Here is a 17,435-nt window from a genome sequence, read left to right as displayed (position 1 = left end):
CCCTAACAAAGGGACGAGTGTTGAAATCGTGGTTCCACCCTTATTCTAATAAAATGAATTTATAACGAAATAAGCTCATTTTATAGCTCGTGTAAATTGATAACGGTTTTATCCGCCAAGAATTACAATGCATCATGTATGCAGTTCACTCTTGAAGTTTAGAGGTGGTAAGCTTGTCTTTTCGTATTAGGAAGCTCACAGCCTAAGGCTTCCCTCTCTGAGAATCGTAAAATACAACTCATGTCCTCATCATTACTTTTATAAAATATCTTGTCGAAACTTGTTGTTTTTTATTATATGGGCTATTTTTTAAAAAATCAATAGTTTTATTTTTTCTGACAAAAAAAATATAGGGAGAAAATTTTCCCTCCCTATAACTGCCCTATTAAAATTTCTAACTCTTCAGCTGTAACGCTCCGCCACTTTCCAACTTCAAGCTCATTTAGCTCTATATTCATAATGCGTACTCGCTTTAGCTTTATTACAGTAAACCCGAAAGCTCGACTCATTCTACGAATTTGCCTGTTCATTCCTTGCGTTAAAACGATACGAAATGTTGATTGATCGACTCTTGTCACTTTGCACGGCTTCGTCATTCCATCTTTAATCTTTACACCGCTGGACATCTCATCAATAAACCAGTCCGTAAAAGGTTTATCGACTGTGACAACATATTCCTTCTCGTGCTCATGATCACCATGTAAAATTCGATTCGCAATGCCGCCGTCATTCGTTAATAAGATAAGTCCTTCCGATGCTTTATCTAATCGTCCAACTGGAAAGATTCGCTCTGGATAATTGATATAATCAATAATATTATCTTCAATATGATCAGCTGCTGTACAAGTAATTCCGACTGGTTTATGAAAGGCTATGTACACCTTTTCTTTCTCTTCTTTTACAATAACTTGCCCATCAATCGTTACAACATCACCATCGCTCACAAGTTCACCGTGCGTACATATTTCACCATTAATAGCCACGCGTCCAGCTTTAATGAGGCGATCTGTTTCACGTCTGGAGCATGATTTTGCTTCGCTTATGTATTGGTTGATTTTCATGTTCTATTCCTTTTCACATATATTAAAAGCGTCAATCTATGGCAATATAATTCTGCAACGATTGACGCTTTTTCACTTCGCAAAAACAACTAAATAAATAACCCCAATCACCAAAAATATTCCGCAACAAGCTAACAATACTTTTGCAAGTTTGTCCATAAACATATAATGGTTTCCCCTTTGTTTCGTTGTTTTCTATTTTAATTCGACAACTGTTACGCCTAGGCCTCCCTCGCCCATGTCGCCGTAACGGAAGGTTTTTACACCGCGATGCTTCTTCAAGTAATCTTGTACACCTTGGCGAAGTGCTCCTGTCCCCTTACCGTGAATAATTGATACGCGAGGATAGCTTGCAAGCTGGGCATCGTCTAAGTATTTCTCAACGCGCGCCATTGCATTTTCAAATCGTTCACCACGAAGGTCAAGTTCTAATGAAACGTGATAGTCTCTACCTTTTACCGTTGCAACTGCTTTTTTCTCTGTTTGCTTCGGTGTGTTAATGTATTCCATGTTAGATTCTTTTACTTTCATCTTCAGAATACCGATTTGTACGCTCCACTCAGTATCGCTTACTTTTTCAAGTAATTGACCTTTTTGACCGAACGTTAATACTTTTACTTCATCACCTGCACGTAACTGTTGCTTCGGCGCAGTGTTTTTCACGTTTACTTTTTGTTTCTTAACAAGCTCTGGTGCTGCGCCTTCTAGACGGCTCTTCGCTTCAATTAACTCGTGATCTTTCACGTTTGCAAGCTGTGCTTTACGCAATTGACGAAGTTCTTGAATAATGCCTTCTGCTTCTTTCTTTGCAGCTTCGACTTTTTCTTCCCCTTCTTTTTGCGCTTTTAATAATCGTTCATCGCGATCTTCGTTAAATTCAATGATTTGACGTTGTAATTCACGATGAAGTTTTTCAGATTGTTTGCGAAGTGCTTCTGCTTCGTTCCAGTCACGCTCTGCGTTCTTCTGGCTTTCTTCTAACTTCGCAATCATATTTTCAATTTTATTCGTATCTGTACTAATGTGGTTGCGTGCTTGGTCAATAACGCGATCAGATAATCCAAGACGTTTCGAAATTTCAAAGGCATTACTACGGCCTGGTACACCGATTAATAATTTATAAGTTGGACTTAATGTATTTACATCAAACTCAACACTCGCATTAATAACTTGCTCACGGTTATATCCGTATGCTTTTAATTCTGGATAATGCGTCGTTGCAACAACGCGAGCACCGCGATTACATACTTCATCTAAAATCGAAATTGCTAGTGCAGCCCCTTCTTGTGGGTCTGTTCCAGCACCTAATTCATCGAATAAAACTAAGCTTTCAAAATCAGCTTTTTCTAAAATATCAACGATGTTCACCATATGTGAGGAGAACGTACTTAAACTTTGTTCAATCGATTGCTCATCACCGATATCAGCAAATATATTTTTAAACACACAAATCTCTGACTCATCCATTACTGGAATGTGAAGACCAGATTGCGCCATTAAAACACAAATACCAACTGTTTTCAGCGTAACTGTTTTACCACCTGTATTCGGTCCTGTAATAACAATTGTCGTGAAATCTTTACCTAACATAATGTTATTTGGCACAATAATTTCTGGATCGATTAGCGGATGGCGAGCTTGTCTTAAATCCATATAACGCTCGTTATTTACGATTGGTTTCGTTGCTTTAATTCGCTTTGCATAAAAAGCTTTCGCAAAAATGAAATCAAGATTCGCAACTACTTCTACGTTTGATAAAACGATATCGGCTTCTACTGCCACTTCTTCTGTTAACATCAATAAGATGCGTTCGACTTCTTGTTTCTCTTTCACACGAGCTTCTTGCAGTGCGTTATTTAATTCTACAATGACTTGCGGTTCAATAAATAACGTTTGTCCAGAAGCTGATTGATCGTGAACAATACCACCATATACGCCGCGGTATTCTTGTTTTACTGGGATTACGTAACGTTCGTTACGAATCGTTACAATCGAGTCAGACAGCATCTTTTGCGCATTTGAAGAGCGCGTCATATTTTCTAATTTTTCACGAATACGGCTTTCCGCAGTACGAATTTGAGTACGAATACCACGCAGTTTATCACTTGCGCTATCGACTACTTCACCGCCGTCACCGATACAATTTGTAATTTTCTTTTCTAAATCATATAAAGATACAATTTGAGCGACGTGAGTTTCTAAAATCGGAAGCTCGACACCGTTATCAGCCATATCTTCAATGAAACGTTTCATATTACGACTACCATACATCGTATTCGCAATATCAAGTAATTCATTTGGACTTAACATACTCCCAATTTTTGCACGCTTCACATTTGAGCGAATATCCGTAATACCACCTAATGGTGCACTACCTTTTAAACGAATAACTTTCGCTGCTTCATCCGTTGTATCTTGCATTTCTACAATTTCTTCAAAATCAGTGCTCGGCACTAAATGCTTCACTTTGTCACGGCCAAGTGAAGAGGCTGTATGTTCAAGTAATTGTTCTTTTACTTTATTGTATTCTAATACACGCAACGTTCTTTCTAACATGTTGCAGGTCCCCCTTGCGTTACTTATTACGTTTAATATAGTCTAATAAACGTTCAATATCCCATGTGTTAATCACGTTATCTTTTTGAATCCAACCTTTACGTGCTGCTGCTACACCTGTTTCCATATCTTCTAACATTTCAAGTGTATGAGCATCTGTATTAATCGCTACTTTTACACCAGCATCTTGTGCTTGTTTTAATAATTTCGCGCTTAAATCTAGACGGTTCGGATTCGCATTTAATTCTAAAACTGTATTTGTCTCTTTTGCGAGTTCAATTAATAAATCTGTATCTACATCATAACCCTCACGGCGCCCGAGAAGACGTCCTGTCGGATGAGCAATCATTGTGACATGTTTATTCTCAAGTGCAGTACGCAGACGCTTCATGATCGTTTCACGGTCTTGTGAGAAGCTAGAGTGAATCGCTCCAATGACATAGTCTAATTCTTCTAATACTTCATCATCAAAATCAAGCGAGGCATCTGGTAAAATGTCCATTTCAATTCCGCGTAAAATTGTAATGTCTGGATACTTTTCATTCATACGTTCAATTTCTTTCGCTTGCTCACGAAGACGCTCTTTCGTTAAACCATTCGCTACTTTTAAGTATTGCGAGTGATCAGTAATCGCCATAAACTTATATCCACGAGCACGGCACGCTTGTACCATTTCTTCAATAGAAAAAGCACCGTCACTCCAAGTTGTATGCATATGTAAATCACCTTGTATATCGGAAAACTGAATTAAGTTCGGATACTCTTTAATTAATTCAATTTCTTTTCCATCTTCACGCACTTCTGGCGGAATAAATGGTAGACCGAAATGAGCAAAGAAGTCTTCTTCAGTCTCAAATGTTTTCACTTCACCTGTTTCTAAGTTCTCTACACCGTACTCACTAATTTTCTCGCCTTTATCTTTTGCGATTTGACGCATTTTTACGTTATGGTCTTTTGATCCTGTGAAATGGTGAAGTGTTGTAATAAACTCTTCTGGTTTTACTAAGCGGAAATCGATTGAAATATCATATTCATATTGAAGACGAACAGAAACTTTCGTATCCCCACTTGCGATTACCTCAATCATATTATCGAATTGTAGTAAATGCTCACGTACCGCTGCTGGTTCTGTCGTTGCAATGATAAAATCTAAATCTTTCACTGTTTCACGAACACGGCGCAAACTACCAGCGCGAGAGAAACGAATTACTTCAGCAATATTCGACAATTTCTCCTCTATTTCCCCGGCAATAGGCAATACCATCGCAATTGGTAAACGCTCTGGACGAGAGCCTACTTGATCGATTGCTTCTAATATTTTCTCTTCTGTCTTCTTACCGAAACCAGCTAAAGCTTGTACTTTATTTTCCTCACAAGCAGCTTTTAACGTCTCCATATCAATAACGCCTAGCTCTTTATATAACTTAGCCACCTTTTTACCACCAAGACCTGGTAGTTTTAATAACGGCAATAAGCTACTCGGTACTTCTTTTTCAAGTTCTTGTAATACTTCAGATGTTCCCGATTCTATATATTCTTGAATAACGGCTGCTGTTCCTTTTCCGATGCCCGGAATCTTTGTGAAATCTTCAATCTCAGAAAGACTACGATCGTCACTTTCTAATGCTGCTGCCGCTTTACGAAATGCAGATATTTTAAATGGATTCGCACCCTTTAGTTCCATAAAAAGCCCGATTGTCTCTAATAATTTGATAACTTGTTTTTTATTTACTTTCATCATTACCCCGCCTTTCTTTCATAGAAAAAAACTTCTCTTTCCGAAAAAAGAGAAGTTATACTCTGCTACCTGTCTGCCATAGTTCCTTCACCTTTTCAGATAGAATCGGTGTATCGTCTACAATTATTTTGCTAATTGATGATTTTTGTAATGGTGTTTGTACTTGTTCAATCGGAAGAATGTTTCCAATGATAATTAAGACAAACAAAACAATATATACTTCTAAAAATCCGAGGATTGCCCCCGCAAACGCATTTACTTGCTTTAAAACCGGTATTTCTGCAAACATATTTAACAAATTACCAAGTAATGAAAGTGCTATTTTTGTAATAATAAACAATATGATAAACGCAAGCGCTTGATAAAATACTGTCTCAATATTATTTGCATCAATCCATTCTGGAACAGATACGTTTTTATCAAATGGATACGGAATAAATTTCGCAAGTGCTGGCGCTAAATCTTTACAGTACCAGTATGCAACAAGGTATGCGATAATAAAGCTTGTTAACTTTACAAGTTGCAGAATAAACCCTCTGCGTAAGCCGAGGAAAAATCCCATAACAAGCAGTAAAATGATAATAATATCAATCATGTTATTCCATTCCTTTTTTTGTCATACTTTCTTTCAATTTCTCATGTTCTTCTTTTAATTTTATGTAATCGTGTATGACGTTTACCGCCGTCAATACCGCTAGTCTACTCGTGTCAAGCGAAGGATTCTTGGCATTGAGTTCGCGCATTTTATCATCCACAATCGCTGCTACCATGCGGATATGACTTGTACTTTCATCGCCAACAACTGAATATTGCTGACCATAGATTTCTACATTAATTCGACTTTTCTTTCCCTTTTGTTGTGACAACTCACCGGCCTCCAATCACGTACAGAATCCTAAAGTTTATCATACCATGAACCTTCATAATATGGAAACAGAAAGAACAATCCGATATGATAAAAATAACAATATAAAAAAAGGGGCGACCATTATGTCAAATTCTATCGTAATTCAAACAAATTCTACAGTAATTGAAGACATGAAACAACAATATAAACATTCGCTTAGCCCGAAAATTCCACAAGGCGGAATCTTCATGGCAAAGGTGCCATCTTGCACGATTACAGCGTATAAATCTGGAAAAGTAATGTTCCAAGGAGGCCGCGCTGAAGCAGAAGCTTCTCGTTGGCAAACTGTCTCTCAAACACCAAAAACAGCTGTAAAAAAATCTGTCGATTCACACCGTTATGCGCCGCCTGCTTCCATCAGTACAATGTCTATTGTAGGGTCTGATGAAGTTGGTACTGGTGATTTCTTCGGACCAATGACAGTCGTTGCTGTATATGTGGATGCGAAGCAAATTCCACTACTAAAAGAACTTGGTGTAAAAGACTCTAAAAACTTAAATGACGATCAAATTACTGCCATTGCGAAACAACTTCTACACGTTGTTCCTTATAGCTCTCTTGTCCTTCATAACGAAAAATATAACGAGCTATTTGATAAAGGAAACAACCAAGGTAAGCTAAAAGCTTTACTACACAATAAAGCTATTACAAACTTATTAGCTAAAATGGCACCTACAAAACCTGAAGGCGTCTTAATCGACCAATTCACACAACCTGATACATACTACAAATATTTAGCAAAACAAAAACAGGTACAGCGTGAAAATGTTTATTTCGCTACGAAAGGTGAAAGCGTCCATTTAGCAGTAGCCGCTGCTTCTATTTTAGCTCGCTACTCATTCGTAAAACAGTTTGACGAACTAAGTAAAAAAGCTGGTATGCCACTTCCGAAAGGTGCTGGTAAACAAGTTGATATCGCTGCTGCTAAATTAATTCAAAAGCTTGGTAAAGAACGATTACCCGAGTTTGTGAAACTGCATTTCGCTAATACGGAGAAGGCGCTTCGCTTATTAAAATAGTATCGACAAAAACAGGAGCCTACAAACTCCTGTTTTTTGTTTCATCCTACTATTGTCCTTATAGTTTTGTTATAATTATAATATACAGATTATTCTAACATAGGAGGAGATCTACATTGCTACTTCTACAAATGATTCTAAATATTTTACTAGGCGATCCACACGAAAGACAGTTCGAAATTAGAGAAAACATTCAGCTACTAAGTGAACAACCAGCGTTCAACGATTTAATAGAGCGTTATGGTCGATCTTTCTTATTAAACTTTCGGATTCGAAGATTTATCGGGAAACACGATGCACGCTTGTTAATACATAATCCAGCAAAACTACAACACTTCTGTGAAGAACTTGAATGTATGATTAGAAAAAGGAGGTTTTTCATATGAACGCTGTAAAAGTTAAAAAGGTACTATATGCTTTCGTACACCTCGTAGGCCCACTTTCTTACCTCACTATTTCTATAATTTGGGGAGCTTTTTTCACTACTAAATCCACATTCGAAAATATATCTGATAATCTTGGCGTGATGGCCATCTATTACGTGTTCATAAGTTTACTGTGGTTTTTCTATTTAGATCGATTAGACAAAGACATTAATAAGATTACAAAAGAAATTAACGATAATAAGATGTAACACATAACAAAGGAGAGCCCTTAAGACTCTCCTTTGTTATGTTAGCTTCGTTTCTGCTTCTTATTTGATGAAGATACTTTATGAGAACCTGTTTCATGTGTCGTCGTTCCTTGTCCTTCAACTTCTGGAGAACCTAGGCCCGATCTTGAATGATCTTTTTTCACTTTTTTACTCATTTATATTCACCCCTTCGCGTTACTTTTTGCTACGAGGGAATAAACTATACAATATGTAAAATAAAAAGCGAGAGGAAATCCTCTCGCCTTTTTTCATATTTTAGAATTCAGAAGAACCTGGAGTTCTTGGGAATGGAATTACGTCACGGATGTTAGCCATACCAGTGATGTACATTAGGAAGCGCTCGAAACCTAGACCGAATCCAGCGTGTTTTGTACCGCCGTATTTTCTAAGTTCTAAGTACCACCAGTAGTCCTCTTCGTTCATACCTAATTCTTTAATTCTGTCTACTAAAACGTCCATTCTTTCTTCACGTTGGCTTCCGCCGATTAATTCGCCGATACCAGGAACTAGAAGGTCCGTAGCAGCTACTGTTTTACCGTCTTCATTTAAACGCATGTAGAATGCTTTAATGTCTTTCGGATAGTCAGTTACGAATACAGGGCGTTTGAAGATTTCTTCTGATAAGTATCTTTCGTGCTCTGTTTGTAAGTCAATTCCCCATTCTACTGGGTATTTGAAGTCAGCACCTGATTCTTGAAGCACTTTAATTGCTTCTGTATATGTGATGCGACCGAAGTCAGAGTTGATTACGTTGTTCATGCGCTCTAGAACTGTTTTATCAACGAAGCTGTTGAAGAATTCCATTTCTTCTGGTGCATGCTCTAATACGTATTTCATTGCATATTTCAGCATATCTTCTGTAAGGTTCATTACGTCACCTAGTTCAGCGAATGCAATCTCAGGCTCAACCATCCAGAACTCAGCAGCGTGACGAGTTGTGTTTGAGTTTTCTGCACGGAATGTAGGTCCGAATGTGTATACATCACGGAATGCTAATGCATAAGCTTCAGCGTTCAGCTGTCCACTTACTGTTAAGTTTGTTTCTTTACCGAAGAAGTCTTTTGACTCATCAACTTTTCCGTCTTCACCTTTTGGTAGGTTATTTAAATCTTGCGTTGTTACGCGGAACATTTCGCCAGCACCTTCTGTATCACTACCAGTGATGATTGGTGTGTGGACATGTACGAATCCACGCTCTTGGAAGAATTGGTGAATCGCAAATGCTGCGATAGAACGTACGCGGAACGTTGCAGAGAATGCATTTGTTCTTGGACGTAAGTGAGCGATTGTACGTAAGTATTCAAACGTATGACGCTTCTTTTGAAGTGGGTAATCAGAATCTGATAAGCCCTCGATATCAATTTTTTCTGCTTTAATTTCAAATGGTTGCTTCGCTCCCGGCGTTGCAATTACTTTACCTTCTACTTTAACTGAAGAGCTAAGTGGAAGTTTTGCAATTTCTTTGAAGTTCTCTAATTCTGTATCGAAAACGATTTGAACGCTTTTGAAGAAGCTACCGTCGTTTAATTCGATGAAACCAAATGCTTTTGAATCACGTAAGTTACGAATCCACCCTGATACTTGTACTGTTTGATCTGCATACTTTTCTGTATCTCTATACAGACTTTTTACTAATGTGTTTTCCATAGTGAAATTCTCCTTTGCTCATATATTTAAATACAAAAAAACCTTTCATCCATAAAGGGACGAAAGGTTAAACTTCGCGGTACCACCCAATTTGTCATAAAGACCAACTTTAACTCGTATGTAATACATACTTCCCGGTTTGTAACAGGCCGGATTCCCGTCTAAGTCTACTCTTGAATACAAAATTCAATTTCGGTTAGCAACTCCAAGGTGTTCTTCACATATACCGCCTCATCAGGCTCTCACCGTCCCTGACTCGCTTTGGATTATAGTATATACTACTTTTCCTTATCATCGTCTTTCATTTTGTTAAACTAAAATTAATGTACTACATTCGAGAGAAAGATGCAAGGTGTCGGAAAATATATGAGCGATTTTTGTAATATATCGACTTACCGACAGTGTCCGACAACCAATCCAATAAAAAAATTGCCGGAATGAATCCGGCAATTTTCTAATTACTTACGTAACTCCGCACCGAATTTCTCTTCTACCGTTGTTAGTACACGGTTATGTGCTTCTGTTACTTCTTCGTCTGTTAATGTACGTTCTGCATCGAAGTAAGTCATAGAGAATGCAAGTGATTTCTTGCCTTCTTCCATTTTTTCACCTTCGTATAAGTCGAATAGTGTTACGTCTTTCAGAAGTTCTCCGCCAGCTTCAGCAATGACTTGCTTCATTTCACCAGCTTTTGTTTCTTTTGTTACTACAACAGCCATGTCACGTGTCATAGATGGGAAACGTGGAATTGCTGAGTAGTAAGTTTCCTCAGCGTCTGCACCGAATACTTTTACAAGAGATAATTCAAATACGAATGTATTTTTCACATCTAATTGTTTTTCTGCTTCTGGGTGCAATTGACCGATGAAACCAATTACTTCGCCATCTAATACGATGTCAGCTGTACGGCCTGGGTGCATACCTTCACGTTTTGCTGGTGCATATGTGATTTGATTTGAAACGCCAAGCACGTCGAATAGTCCTTCTAGTACACCTTTCACAACGAAGAAGTCTACTACTTTCTTCTCACCTTGCCATGCATGGTGAAGAGCAAGACCTGTCATAACACCTGCAAGATGTTGTTCTTCTTTCGGAAGTTCTCCTTCTTCTGTCGGTAAGAAGATAGAACCTACTTCGTATAAAGCAACGCTGTCGTTTTTACGAGCGACATTGTATGAAACTGCTTCTAGTAATTGCGGTACTAAGCTTAAACGAAGTTGGCTACGTTCTTCACTCATTGGAAGTGCAAGACCTACAGGCGCCTTTTCGTTTGGCTCAACCATATATTGTTTCGCTTTGTCAGCGCTTGTTAATGAATACGTAATTGCTTCATATAAACCAGCACCCTCTAAGAAGCGGCGTACTTTACGACGTTTCGTTTGTGCTGATGTTAATTTACCACGAGTCATCGTTCCAGAAGGTAATGTAACTGGAATGTGGTCATAACCGTATAGACGGCCCACTTCTTCTACTAAGTCTTCTGAAATTGTAATATCAGGACGACGTGCTGGTACATTTACATGGAATGTTCCTTCTACTTCTGTAAATGGGAATTTCAAGTTTGTGAACATTGTACCCATTTCACTCGCAGAAATATTTGTACCTAATACACGGTTTACTTTTTCAGCAGTAACAGATACTGTACGCTCTTGTACTTGTAAGTTGTCAGCTTCTACTACACCTTCAAGTGCTTCACCGCCAGCATATTTCGCCATTAAAGCAGCTGCGTGTTGAATTGCTTCAAATGTACGTGTTGGATCGATTCCTTTTTCGAAACGTGCACTTGATTCACTACGAAGACCTAAGTCTTTTGATGTACGACGTACTGTTTGACCTGCAAAGTATGCAGACTCAATTAGAACGTTTACTGTCTCATTTGTAACTTCAGAATCCGCCCCGCCCATTACACCAGCAACAGCTAAAGCTTTCGTGCCGTTTGTAATTACAAGATGGTGGCTTTGTAATGTACGCTCTTGATCATCTAACGTTTCAATTTTTTCGCCTTCTTTTGCAAGACGAACAACGATTTCTTTTGAACCTAATTTATCGTAATCGAATGCATGTAACGGTTGACCGTATTCCATTAAAATGTAGTTTGTAATATCAACTACGTTGCTAATTGGACGAATGCCAGCTGCCATAAGACGAGTTTGCATCCACATTGGTGATGGACCAATCTTTACGTTTTTAACCATTTTTGCAATGTATAACGGGTTTTCTTCTTTCGCTTCTAAACTTACAGAAATATAATCAGAAGTTTTTTCTGCTGTTTCTTGTAAGTCGATAGCTGGAAGTTTTACTTCGCGGCCATAAATAGCAGCTACTTCATATGCAACACCTAACATGTTTAGGCAATCTGCACGGTTTGGTGTTAAACCAAGCTCAAGTACTTCATCGTGTAAGTTTAAAATTTCAAGTGCATCTGCACCAACTTCAGCGTCACTTGGGAAGATGAAGATACCATCTGCATATTCTTTTGAAACTAACTTTCCATCAATGCCAAGCTCTTGAAGAGCACAAACCATACCGTGAGAAGCTTCACCACGTAGTTTTGCTTTTTTAATTTTGAAGTTACCAGGAAGTACAGCACCAACTTTTGCAACTGGTACTTTTAAACCTTTTGCAATGTTAGCAGCTCCACAAATAATTTGAACTGGCTCTTCTTCACCGATATCGATTAAGCATTTGCTTAATTTATCAGCTTCTGGGTGTTTTTCACATTCTAATACGTGACCAACTACAACACCTTTTACACCTTTATTTAATACTTCAACGCCTTCTACTTCAATACCACTTTTCGTGATTTTGTCTGCTAGTTCTTGTGCTGTTACATCTTTAATATCTACATACTCTTGTAACCAACGATATGATACGAACATATTTATCCTCTCCTTCCCTTACGCTCGTTTGAATTGTTGTAAGAAACGTACATCATTTGTATAGAAATGACGAATGTCATCTACTCCGTATTTCAACATTGCGATACGCTCTGCGCCCATACCGAATGCGAAACCTTGATATTCTTTTGAATCATAACCAGCCATTTCAAGTACGTTCGGGTGAACCATACCTGCGCCTAGAATTTCAATCCAGCCAGTTCCTTTACAAGTGCCGCAACCTTTGCCATGACACATCATACAAGAAATATCCATCTCTACAGATGGCTCTGTGAATGGGAAGAAACTTGGACGAAGACGGATTTCACGATCTTCACCGAACATCTTTTTCACGAATACTTGCAGTGTACCTTTTAAGTCACTCATACGAATGTTTTTATCAATTACAAGACCTTCAATTTGCATGAACTGATGTGAATGCGTCGCATCGTCGTCATCACGGCGATACACTTTACCAGGACAAATAATTTTGATTGGGCCTTTTTCTTTATTATTTTCCATCGTACGTGCTTGCACAGAAGATGTATGTGTACGTAGTAACGTTTCTTCTGTAATGTAGAATGTATCTTGCATATCACGCGCTGGGTGATCTTTCGGTAAGTTTAGTGCTTCGAAGTTGTAGTAGTCTTTTTCTACTTCTGTTCCTTCAGCTACTTCATAACCCATACCGATGAATACATCTTCAATTTGCTCAACAACAGCTGTTAACGGATGGTGACAACCTGTTTCAACAGGACGACCTGGCAGTGTAACATCGATTGTTTCAGTAGCTAATTTCGCTTCGATTACTGCTTTTTCTAAGTTACTAATTTTGTCATCTAAACGCGTTTGAATCGCTTCACGCACTTCATTTACTAATGCTCCCATACGTGGACGCTCTTCTGCTGACAATTTTCCCATGCCGCGTAATACTTCTGTAATTGGGCCTTTTTTTCCTAAATACGCTACGCGTACGTCGTTTAAGCCCTTTAGCTCTTTCGCTTCTTCAATAAGCTCTAACGCTTTTTGCTTTAGCTCTTTTAAACGTGCTTCCATTTTGGAACCCTCCTAATTTTAAAAATAAAAAAACCTCGCTCCCAAAAAGGGACGAGGTAAATTCGCGGTACCACCCTAAATTGACAGAACAAGTCTGCCCACTCATTAGTTATAACGATCAATTCTGACCGGAACGCCTTTACATATACATGGTCCTGGCGTCAACTCCAGAGGTGAATTCACTTCCGTCTACCATAAGAATGCTTTCAGTCTACGGCACTCTCTCCCTATATGGCGATTTTGTAAGTTACTCTTCTCTATCAACGTTTTTCGTTATTTAACTTTTAATATAATGTACTTCAACTTATTATAAGAAGTTTTTTATTTGTTCGCAACCGGGCTTTGCAAATAATACGTTAAAATCCCTGCTGCAACCGCAACATTTAATGATTCTGCCCCGCCGTAAATCGGAATATACAAGTTTTGATCCGTTTTTGCAAGAATTTCTTGGCGTACGCCATTTCCTTCATTTCCTACAATTAATGCAAAACTGCCAGCCGGCGTTACTTCACCATACGGAACTCCATTTTCAAGAGCTGTTCCATATACAGGAACGTTGTTTTCTTTTAACTTGTCTACCCATTCTTCTAAGTTCCCTTTTACAATTGGTAAGTGGAAAATAGAGCCTTGTGTAGAGCGGAGTACTTTACTATTGTAAACATCAACACAACCTTCTCCAAGCACAACGGCGTGAATACCAGCTGCATCAGCTGTACGAATAATTGTTCCTAAATTACCTGGGTCTTGCAGGCCATCTAATAAAAGGAATTTCCCATCAGTAAGAGCTACTTCTTTCTCATGCTTCTCACAAACAGCAAATACACCTTGTGTCGTTTCTGTTTCACGAAGTATTTTGACAATCGCCTCAGGTACAATATACATTTCCACATCATTAACTGTCCAATCTTTCGGAAGGTCTGTCTGATCTGAAACGATAAGTTCTGTTACAATTCCTGCCTTCAAAGCTTCCTCGACTAAGTGGAATCCTTCTACAAAAAATAAACCTTTTTTATCGCGTTCTTTTTTCGTTTGCAGCTTTTTCCACTGCTTTACACGCGGATTTTGTACTGAATCAATGTTTTTCATAATATGTATTTCCCTCTCTTCTTGTCTTATCATTATAGCCTATTTTTCATACATATTTACATAAAAAAGAACAAAAACTAACGTCAGTTTCAATTCTGAAGAAGAGGTGAAAGCAATGAGTTTTAATTTACGCGGTGCTGTATTAGCGAATGTATCTGGAAATTCACAAGATCAATTACAAGAAACAATCGTCGATGCAATTCAAAGCGGTGAAGAAAAAATGCTTCCAGGTCTTGGCGTTTTATTTGAAGTCATTTGGAAAAACGCTGATGAAAATGAAAAGCACGAAATGTTAGAAACACTAGAGCAAGGATTAAAAAAATAAGCAATTTGAAAATCACCTTTGCATAAGCTAAGGTGATTTTTTTGCAGAAATTTTTTTTCTTCTCCTAAACATTTCTACTTTACTAACGAACTATGATGGAGTACAATGTTCAAAATACATTTAAACCGATCGATTTTTCTTCATATACACCATAAGATAAAAGGAGTGAATGTTTTATGCACCGTATTACGCTTGAACAAATTTTTAAACACCACATTACACAAAAATACGTAAACCGTTCTGGAATGGTCCACGCGATTGCTGTCGCTTACCATGCGTTTCACCTAGCCAAAAAGCATCACGCCTCAGTCGATGCTGCCACAAAAGCTGGCTTCCTTCATGATATCGGACATCATACGTGGTACACAGGCGGCGAATGGGATTATGACTTATATAAAAAGAATGATATCCATGCAATTAAAGGTGCTGAAAGAGCACATAAATTACTTATTAGATTAGGAGAACATCCAAAACTAGCAAAAGAAATTTCTATTGCAATTCTTCTTCATACAGATTCTTTCTTAGTGGAACAAGAAATTGAAAGAACATCTCTTCAAAATATTATTAAATGGGCAGACGAAGCAGATGAAGAACCGGGCGGAGCGCATCATTATCGAACAATTTCTTATGAAAAAGCACTTAAAGCAATTCAGCAATTAGATCGATTGGTAGAGCGTGAATTGCAAATAGAGCAAGCAAAATTGAATAACAAGACAGAACATAGTTATCAATGAGAAAGAGGCATCACTACAGGGTCATACCTCTTTTATTATTTTATGGAAAATACACCTTTTTATGTAATATTTAAATATTACGCCTGAAAACAAAATGCCTTATAATTAAATATACAAATATAAAGAGGTGATTCTACATATGCAACCCGCTACACAACTTTCTAATGAACAGAAATACTCTATGTCATGGGGACAATTTATTAGCTCCGTTGTATTCGCTTTTTTCGGAACCGGACTTATTACTGTGTTCCTCGCAATGCCCTTAACAATTTATACAGCCGGTCTTACAGATAAAAAACAAATTGCCCTGTATGAATCTATCGTAAATACTGCAAGTATTGTATTACAGCTAGCCGTGTTGTTATTCTTCATTTTTAAATTCGAACCCGCAAAAAAATTACTACTACAATCATTTAACTTTAAAGCACTGAGAGAATGGCGTACATACGTATACTTACTTCTTTTCTTCGCTATAAACATTTTACTCAATTACATCTTGTTAAATTATGTGTTCCAAGACGCAACAAAGCAGCAATCTTCCGCACTAAACTTAGATGTCTTTAAGCAGTATCAAATATTATTACTTCTGGGCTTTGCAATACTCACACCAATTTTTGAAGAGCTTATTTTCCGTGGCTTTATACTTCGCTTTTTCTCAGAACGCTTTCCATTTTGGATTGCAGCGATTATAACAAGCTTCTTCTTCGGTATCGCTCATACATACTCACTTGGCGTAATGGTCATTACTTTCTTCATGGGATTATTAATGGCTATTTTATGTAAAAAAACAAAATCCATTATTCCAGCTATGTTATTTCATATTATGAATAATTTGTTGGCATTCTTGAATTAGAAAGAGGTATCCTCACGATACCTCTTTTATTAATTCGTATGATCACTTCTCATCTCTATCAATTTATACATATTTATTAATAATATCCAAAATAAACCTCATGTAGTAAAATATAACTTAATTCATATAAAGGAGTTTACATATGTTCAGTGTTATTTGGATGCTTTTCACGCCACTTCTCTTACTATGCGGGATTGCTGGTGGTATTTTTTTAATAGTAACAGGAATTAAATATCGGAAATTACTCGTTGGTTTAATGGGGCTACTTAGCCTATCCTTTGTCACACTACCTTTTGTTTTTTTAAGTATAGGAATTAATATGGATACAATCTTCCCCATTCCAACTGCTCTTTACTGGACCCTATTTTCTTTAACTGGATTATTAGCTGGATTAAGTGGATTACAAGCAAAGATTAAAAGTATCCGTAATATGGGATTCATTATTTTTATCGCTGGTATATTAGGAGTTATCTTCTGGTTACTCATGACTGTGGGTGATTCATACTATATATAATATTTTTTGAAACTCACAAATCGGAGGTAACACAGAAGTGTTCGGAATATTAACTTGGATGATTTTAGCTCTTACTTTAATGGTATGCGAATTCATCGTTGGCATTTTTTTAATTATTTTTGGTATTAAATGTCGTAAATCACTTACCATTATAGCTGGTTTCATTAGCATATCGCTTATCGTTGTTCCTATCGTTTGTATAGGTTCTGGAATAGATTTAGAGGGGATGATTCCAATTTCAGGAACTTTATATTGGGGTCTCTTCTCTTTAGCTGGACTATTAGCTATTATAAGCGGCAGACAAATATCAAGTATTCGTGCTATGGGAACAATTTTGTTTATAACAGGGCTGTGCTCCGTAGCTGGTTACCAGCTTTTATATTTAACTGCATAAAGAACACAAAAAAG

General features: G+C 37.6%; 18 protein-coding genes and 3 other annotated features. Of the genes, 8 read left to right on the top strand and 10 right to left on the bottom strand.

The window, feature by feature from the left end; translation table 11 throughout:
* Positions 1–6: 6 nt before the first annotated feature.
* Positions 7–262: a binding site (T-box leader), on the bottom strand.
* A 109-nt stretch (positions 263–371) separates the two neighbouring features.
* The 5 genes from D1166_RS03085 to zapA all read right to left on the bottom strand — a co-directional run bounded on the left by D1166_RS03085 (position 372) and on the right by zapA (position 6,221).
* Positions 372–1,061 carry a 23S rRNA pseudouridine(2604) synthase RluF gene (locus tag D1166_RS03085; RefSeq protein ID WP_000700746.1) on the bottom strand — a complete coding sequence of 230 codons (690 nt, stop codon included), beginning with the start codon at positions 1,059–1,061 and terminating at the stop codon, positions 372–374.
* Between the two features lie 195 nt (positions 1,062–1,256).
* A complete protein-coding gene (locus tag D1166_RS03080) occupies positions 1,257–3,617 on the bottom strand; it encodes an endonuclease MutS2 (RefSeq protein ID WP_000893716.1) in 2,361 nt (786 codons plus the stop codon).
* 19 nt (positions 3,618–3,636) lie between these two features.
* On the bottom strand, positions 3,637–5,355 hold the full coding sequence (gene polX / locus D1166_RS03075; RefSeq protein ID WP_000867517.1) for a DNA polymerase/3'-5' exonuclease PolX: 1,719 nt from the start codon (positions 5,353–5,355) through the stop codon (positions 3,637–3,639).
* A gap of 55 nt (positions 5,356–5,410) precedes the next feature.
* Complete coding sequence (locus D1166_RS03070; RefSeq protein ID WP_000565412.1) at positions 5,411–5,950, bottom strand: CvpA family protein; 540 nt, start codon at positions 5,948–5,950, stop codon at positions 5,411–5,413.
* A gap of 1 nt (position 5,951) precedes the next feature.
* Positions 5,952–6,221, bottom strand: coding sequence for a cell division protein ZapA (zapA, locus tag D1166_RS03065; RefSeq protein WP_000082701.1), 270 nt, complete (start codon positions 6,219–6,221; stop codon positions 5,952–5,954).
* 124 nt (positions 6,222–6,345) lie between these two features.
* Between zapA and rnhC the strand changes: the two genes are divergently transcribed.
* The 3 genes from rnhC (at position 6,346) to D1166_RS03050 (ending at position 7,915) form a co-directional block, all read left to right on the top strand.
* The gene (gene rnhC, locus D1166_RS03060; RefSeq protein ID WP_000071574.1) at positions 6,346–7,281 is read left to right on the top strand and encodes a ribonuclease HIII; all 936 of its coding nucleotides are present in this window, start codon (positions 6,346–6,348) and stop codon (positions 7,279–7,281) included.
* Positions 7,282–7,397: 116 nt separating this feature from the next.
* Positions 7,398–7,667 (top strand): hypothetical protein, encoded by a 270-nt coding sequence (locus tag D1166_RS03055; protein ID WP_000925537.1) that lies wholly within the window; start codon positions 7,398–7,400, stop codon positions 7,665–7,667.
* Positions 7,664–7,915 carry a hypothetical protein gene (locus tag D1166_RS03050; protein ID WP_000994758.1) on the top strand — a complete coding sequence of 84 codons (252 nt, stop codon included), beginning with the start codon at positions 7,664–7,666 and terminating at the stop codon, positions 7,913–7,915. Before D1166_RS03055 ends, D1166_RS03050 begins: the two co-directional genes overlap by 4 nt.
* 41 nt (positions 7,916–7,956) lie before the next feature.
* Here D1166_RS03050 and D1166_RS03045 read toward each other — a convergent pair whose 3' ends face one another.
* The 5 genes from D1166_RS03045 to D1166_RS03025 all read right to left on the bottom strand — a co-directional run bounded on the left by D1166_RS03045 (position 7,957) and on the right by D1166_RS03025 (position 14,634).
* Positions 7,957–8,091 (bottom strand): YuzL family protein, encoded by a 135-nt coding sequence (locus tag D1166_RS03045; RefSeq protein WP_000039590.1) that lies wholly within the window; start codon positions 8,089–8,091, stop codon positions 7,957–7,959.
* Positions 8,092–8,191: 100 nt separating this feature from the next.
* Positions 8,192–9,583, bottom strand: coding sequence for an asparagine--tRNA ligase (gene asnS / locus D1166_RS03040; protein ID WP_000432177.1), 1,392 nt, complete (start codon positions 9,581–9,583; stop codon positions 8,192–8,194).
* A 52-nt stretch (positions 9,584–9,635) separates the two neighbouring features.
* Positions 9,636–9,887 (bottom strand) — a binding site (T-box leader).
* A 154-nt stretch (positions 9,888–10,041) separates the two neighbouring features.
* Entirely contained in the window at positions 10,042–12,462 is a 2,421-nt protein-coding gene (gene pheT / locus D1166_RS03035) for a phenylalanine--tRNA ligase subunit beta (RefSeq protein WP_097861918.1), read from the bottom strand.
* An 18-nt stretch (positions 12,463–12,480) separates the two neighbouring features.
* Positions 12,481–13,515, bottom strand: coding sequence for a phenylalanine--tRNA ligase subunit alpha (pheS, locus tag D1166_RS03030; RefSeq protein ID WP_000388219.1), 1,035 nt, complete (start codon positions 13,513–13,515; stop codon positions 12,481–12,483).
* A 44-nt stretch (positions 13,516–13,559) separates the two neighbouring features.
* Positions 13,560–13,788, bottom strand: a binding site (T-box leader).
* Positions 13,789–13,836: 48 nt separating this feature from the next.
* Positions 13,837–14,634, bottom strand: a complete 798-nt coding sequence (locus D1166_RS03025; protein ID WP_001986644.1) for a TrmH family RNA methyltransferase — start codon at positions 14,632–14,634, stop codon at positions 13,837–13,839.
* Positions 14,635–14,716: 82 nt separating this feature from the next.
* Between D1166_RS03025 and sspI the strand changes: the two genes are divergently transcribed.
* From sspI to D1166_RS03000, 5 genes are all read left to right on the top strand, one after another.
* Positions 14,717–14,926 (top strand): small acid-soluble spore protein SspI, encoded by a 210-nt coding sequence (gene sspI / locus D1166_RS03020; RefSeq protein ID WP_000009509.1) that lies wholly within the window; start codon positions 14,717–14,719, stop codon positions 14,924–14,926.
* A gap of 176 nt (positions 14,927–15,102) precedes the next feature.
* The gene (locus tag D1166_RS03015; RefSeq protein ID WP_000554786.1) at positions 15,103–15,660 is read left to right on the top strand and encodes an HD domain-containing protein; all 558 of its coding nucleotides are present in this window, start codon (positions 15,103–15,105) and stop codon (positions 15,658–15,660) included.
* A 139-nt stretch (positions 15,661–15,799) separates the two neighbouring features.
* Positions 15,800–16,513: a CPBP family intramembrane glutamic endopeptidase gene (locus D1166_RS03010; RefSeq protein ID WP_001182122.1), complete on the top strand. Its 714-nt coding sequence runs from the start codon at positions 15,800–15,802 to the stop codon at positions 16,511–16,513.
* 142 nt (positions 16,514–16,655) lie between these two features.
* A complete protein-coding gene (locus D1166_RS03005) occupies positions 16,656–17,027 on the top strand; it encodes a DNA-binding protein (RefSeq protein WP_070179522.1) in 372 nt (123 codons plus the stop codon).
* A 37-nt stretch (positions 17,028–17,064) separates the two neighbouring features.
* On the top strand, positions 17,065–17,421 hold the full coding sequence (locus D1166_RS03000; RefSeq protein WP_065222750.1) for an ammonia permease: 357 nt from the start codon (positions 17,065–17,067) through the stop codon (positions 17,419–17,421).
* Positions 17,422–17,435 lie beyond the last annotated feature (14 nt).

Origin of the sequence: Bacillus sp. ISO11 (assembly GCF_003458115.1) — a bacterium.
In the GTDB taxonomy this organism is placed as follows: Bacteria; Bacillota; Bacilli; order Bacillales; family Bacillaceae_G; genus Bacillus_A; species Bacillus_A cereus.
This window is presented reverse-complemented; position numbering and strand designations above follow the sequence as displayed.

What these genes read in the sequence shown, in the direction of transcription:
- rnhC (WP_000071574.1), top strand. Translation starts at nt 6,346, where the DNA reads ATGTCAAATTCTATCGTAATTCAAACAAATTCTACAGTAATTGAAGAC.
- D1166_RS03005 (WP_070179522.1), top strand. Translation starts at nt 16,656, where the DNA reads ATGTTCAGTGTTATTTGGATGCTTTTCACGCCACTTCTCTTACTATGC.
- D1166_RS03010 (WP_001182122.1), top strand. Translation starts at nt 15,800, where the DNA reads ATGCAACCCGCTACACAACTTTCTAATGAACAGAAATACTCTATGTCA.
- pheT (WP_097861918.1), bottom strand. Translation starts at nt 12,462, where the DNA reads ATGTTCGTATCATATCGTTGGTTACAAGAGTATGTAGATATTAAAGAT.
- D1166_RS03080 (WP_000893716.1), bottom strand. Translation starts at nt 3,617, where the DNA reads ATGTTAGAAAGAACGTTGCGTGTATTAGAATACAATAAAGTAAAAGAA.
- sspI (WP_000009509.1), top strand. Translation starts at nt 14,717, where the DNA reads ATGAGTTTTAATTTACGCGGTGCTGTATTAGCGAATGTATCTGGAAAT.
- asnS (WP_000432177.1), bottom strand. Translation starts at nt 9,583, where the DNA reads ATGGAAAACACATTAGTAAAAAGTCTGTATAGAGATACAGAAAAGTAT.
- D1166_RS03025 (WP_001986644.1), bottom strand. Translation starts at nt 14,634, where the DNA reads ATGATAAGACAAGAAGAGAGGGAAATACATATTATGAAAAACATTGAT.
- D1166_RS03050 (WP_000994758.1), top strand. Translation starts at nt 7,664, where the DNA reads ATGAACGCTGTAAAAGTTAAAAAGGTACTATATGCTTTCGTACACCTC.
- pheS (WP_000388219.1), bottom strand. Translation starts at nt 13,515, where the DNA reads ATGGAAGCACGTTTAAAAGAGCTAAAGCAAAAAGCGTTAGAGCTTATT.
- D1166_RS03015 (WP_000554786.1), top strand. Translation starts at nt 15,103, where the DNA reads ATGCACCGTATTACGCTTGAACAAATTTTTAAACACCACATTACACAA.
- D1166_RS03085 (WP_000700746.1), bottom strand. Translation starts at nt 1,061, where the DNA reads ATGAAAATCAACCAATACATAAGCGAAGCAAAATCATGCTCCAGACGT.
- polX (WP_000867517.1), bottom strand. Translation starts at nt 5,355, where the DNA reads ATGAAAGTAAATAAAAAACAAGTTATCAAATTATTAGAGACAATCGGG.
- D1166_RS03070 (WP_000565412.1), bottom strand. Translation starts at nt 5,950, where the DNA reads ATGATTGATATTATTATCATTTTACTGCTTGTTATGGGATTTTTCCTC.
- D1166_RS03045 (WP_000039590.1), bottom strand. Translation starts at nt 8,091, where the DNA reads ATGAGTAAAAAAGTGAAAAAAGATCATTCAAGATCGGGCCTAGGTTCT.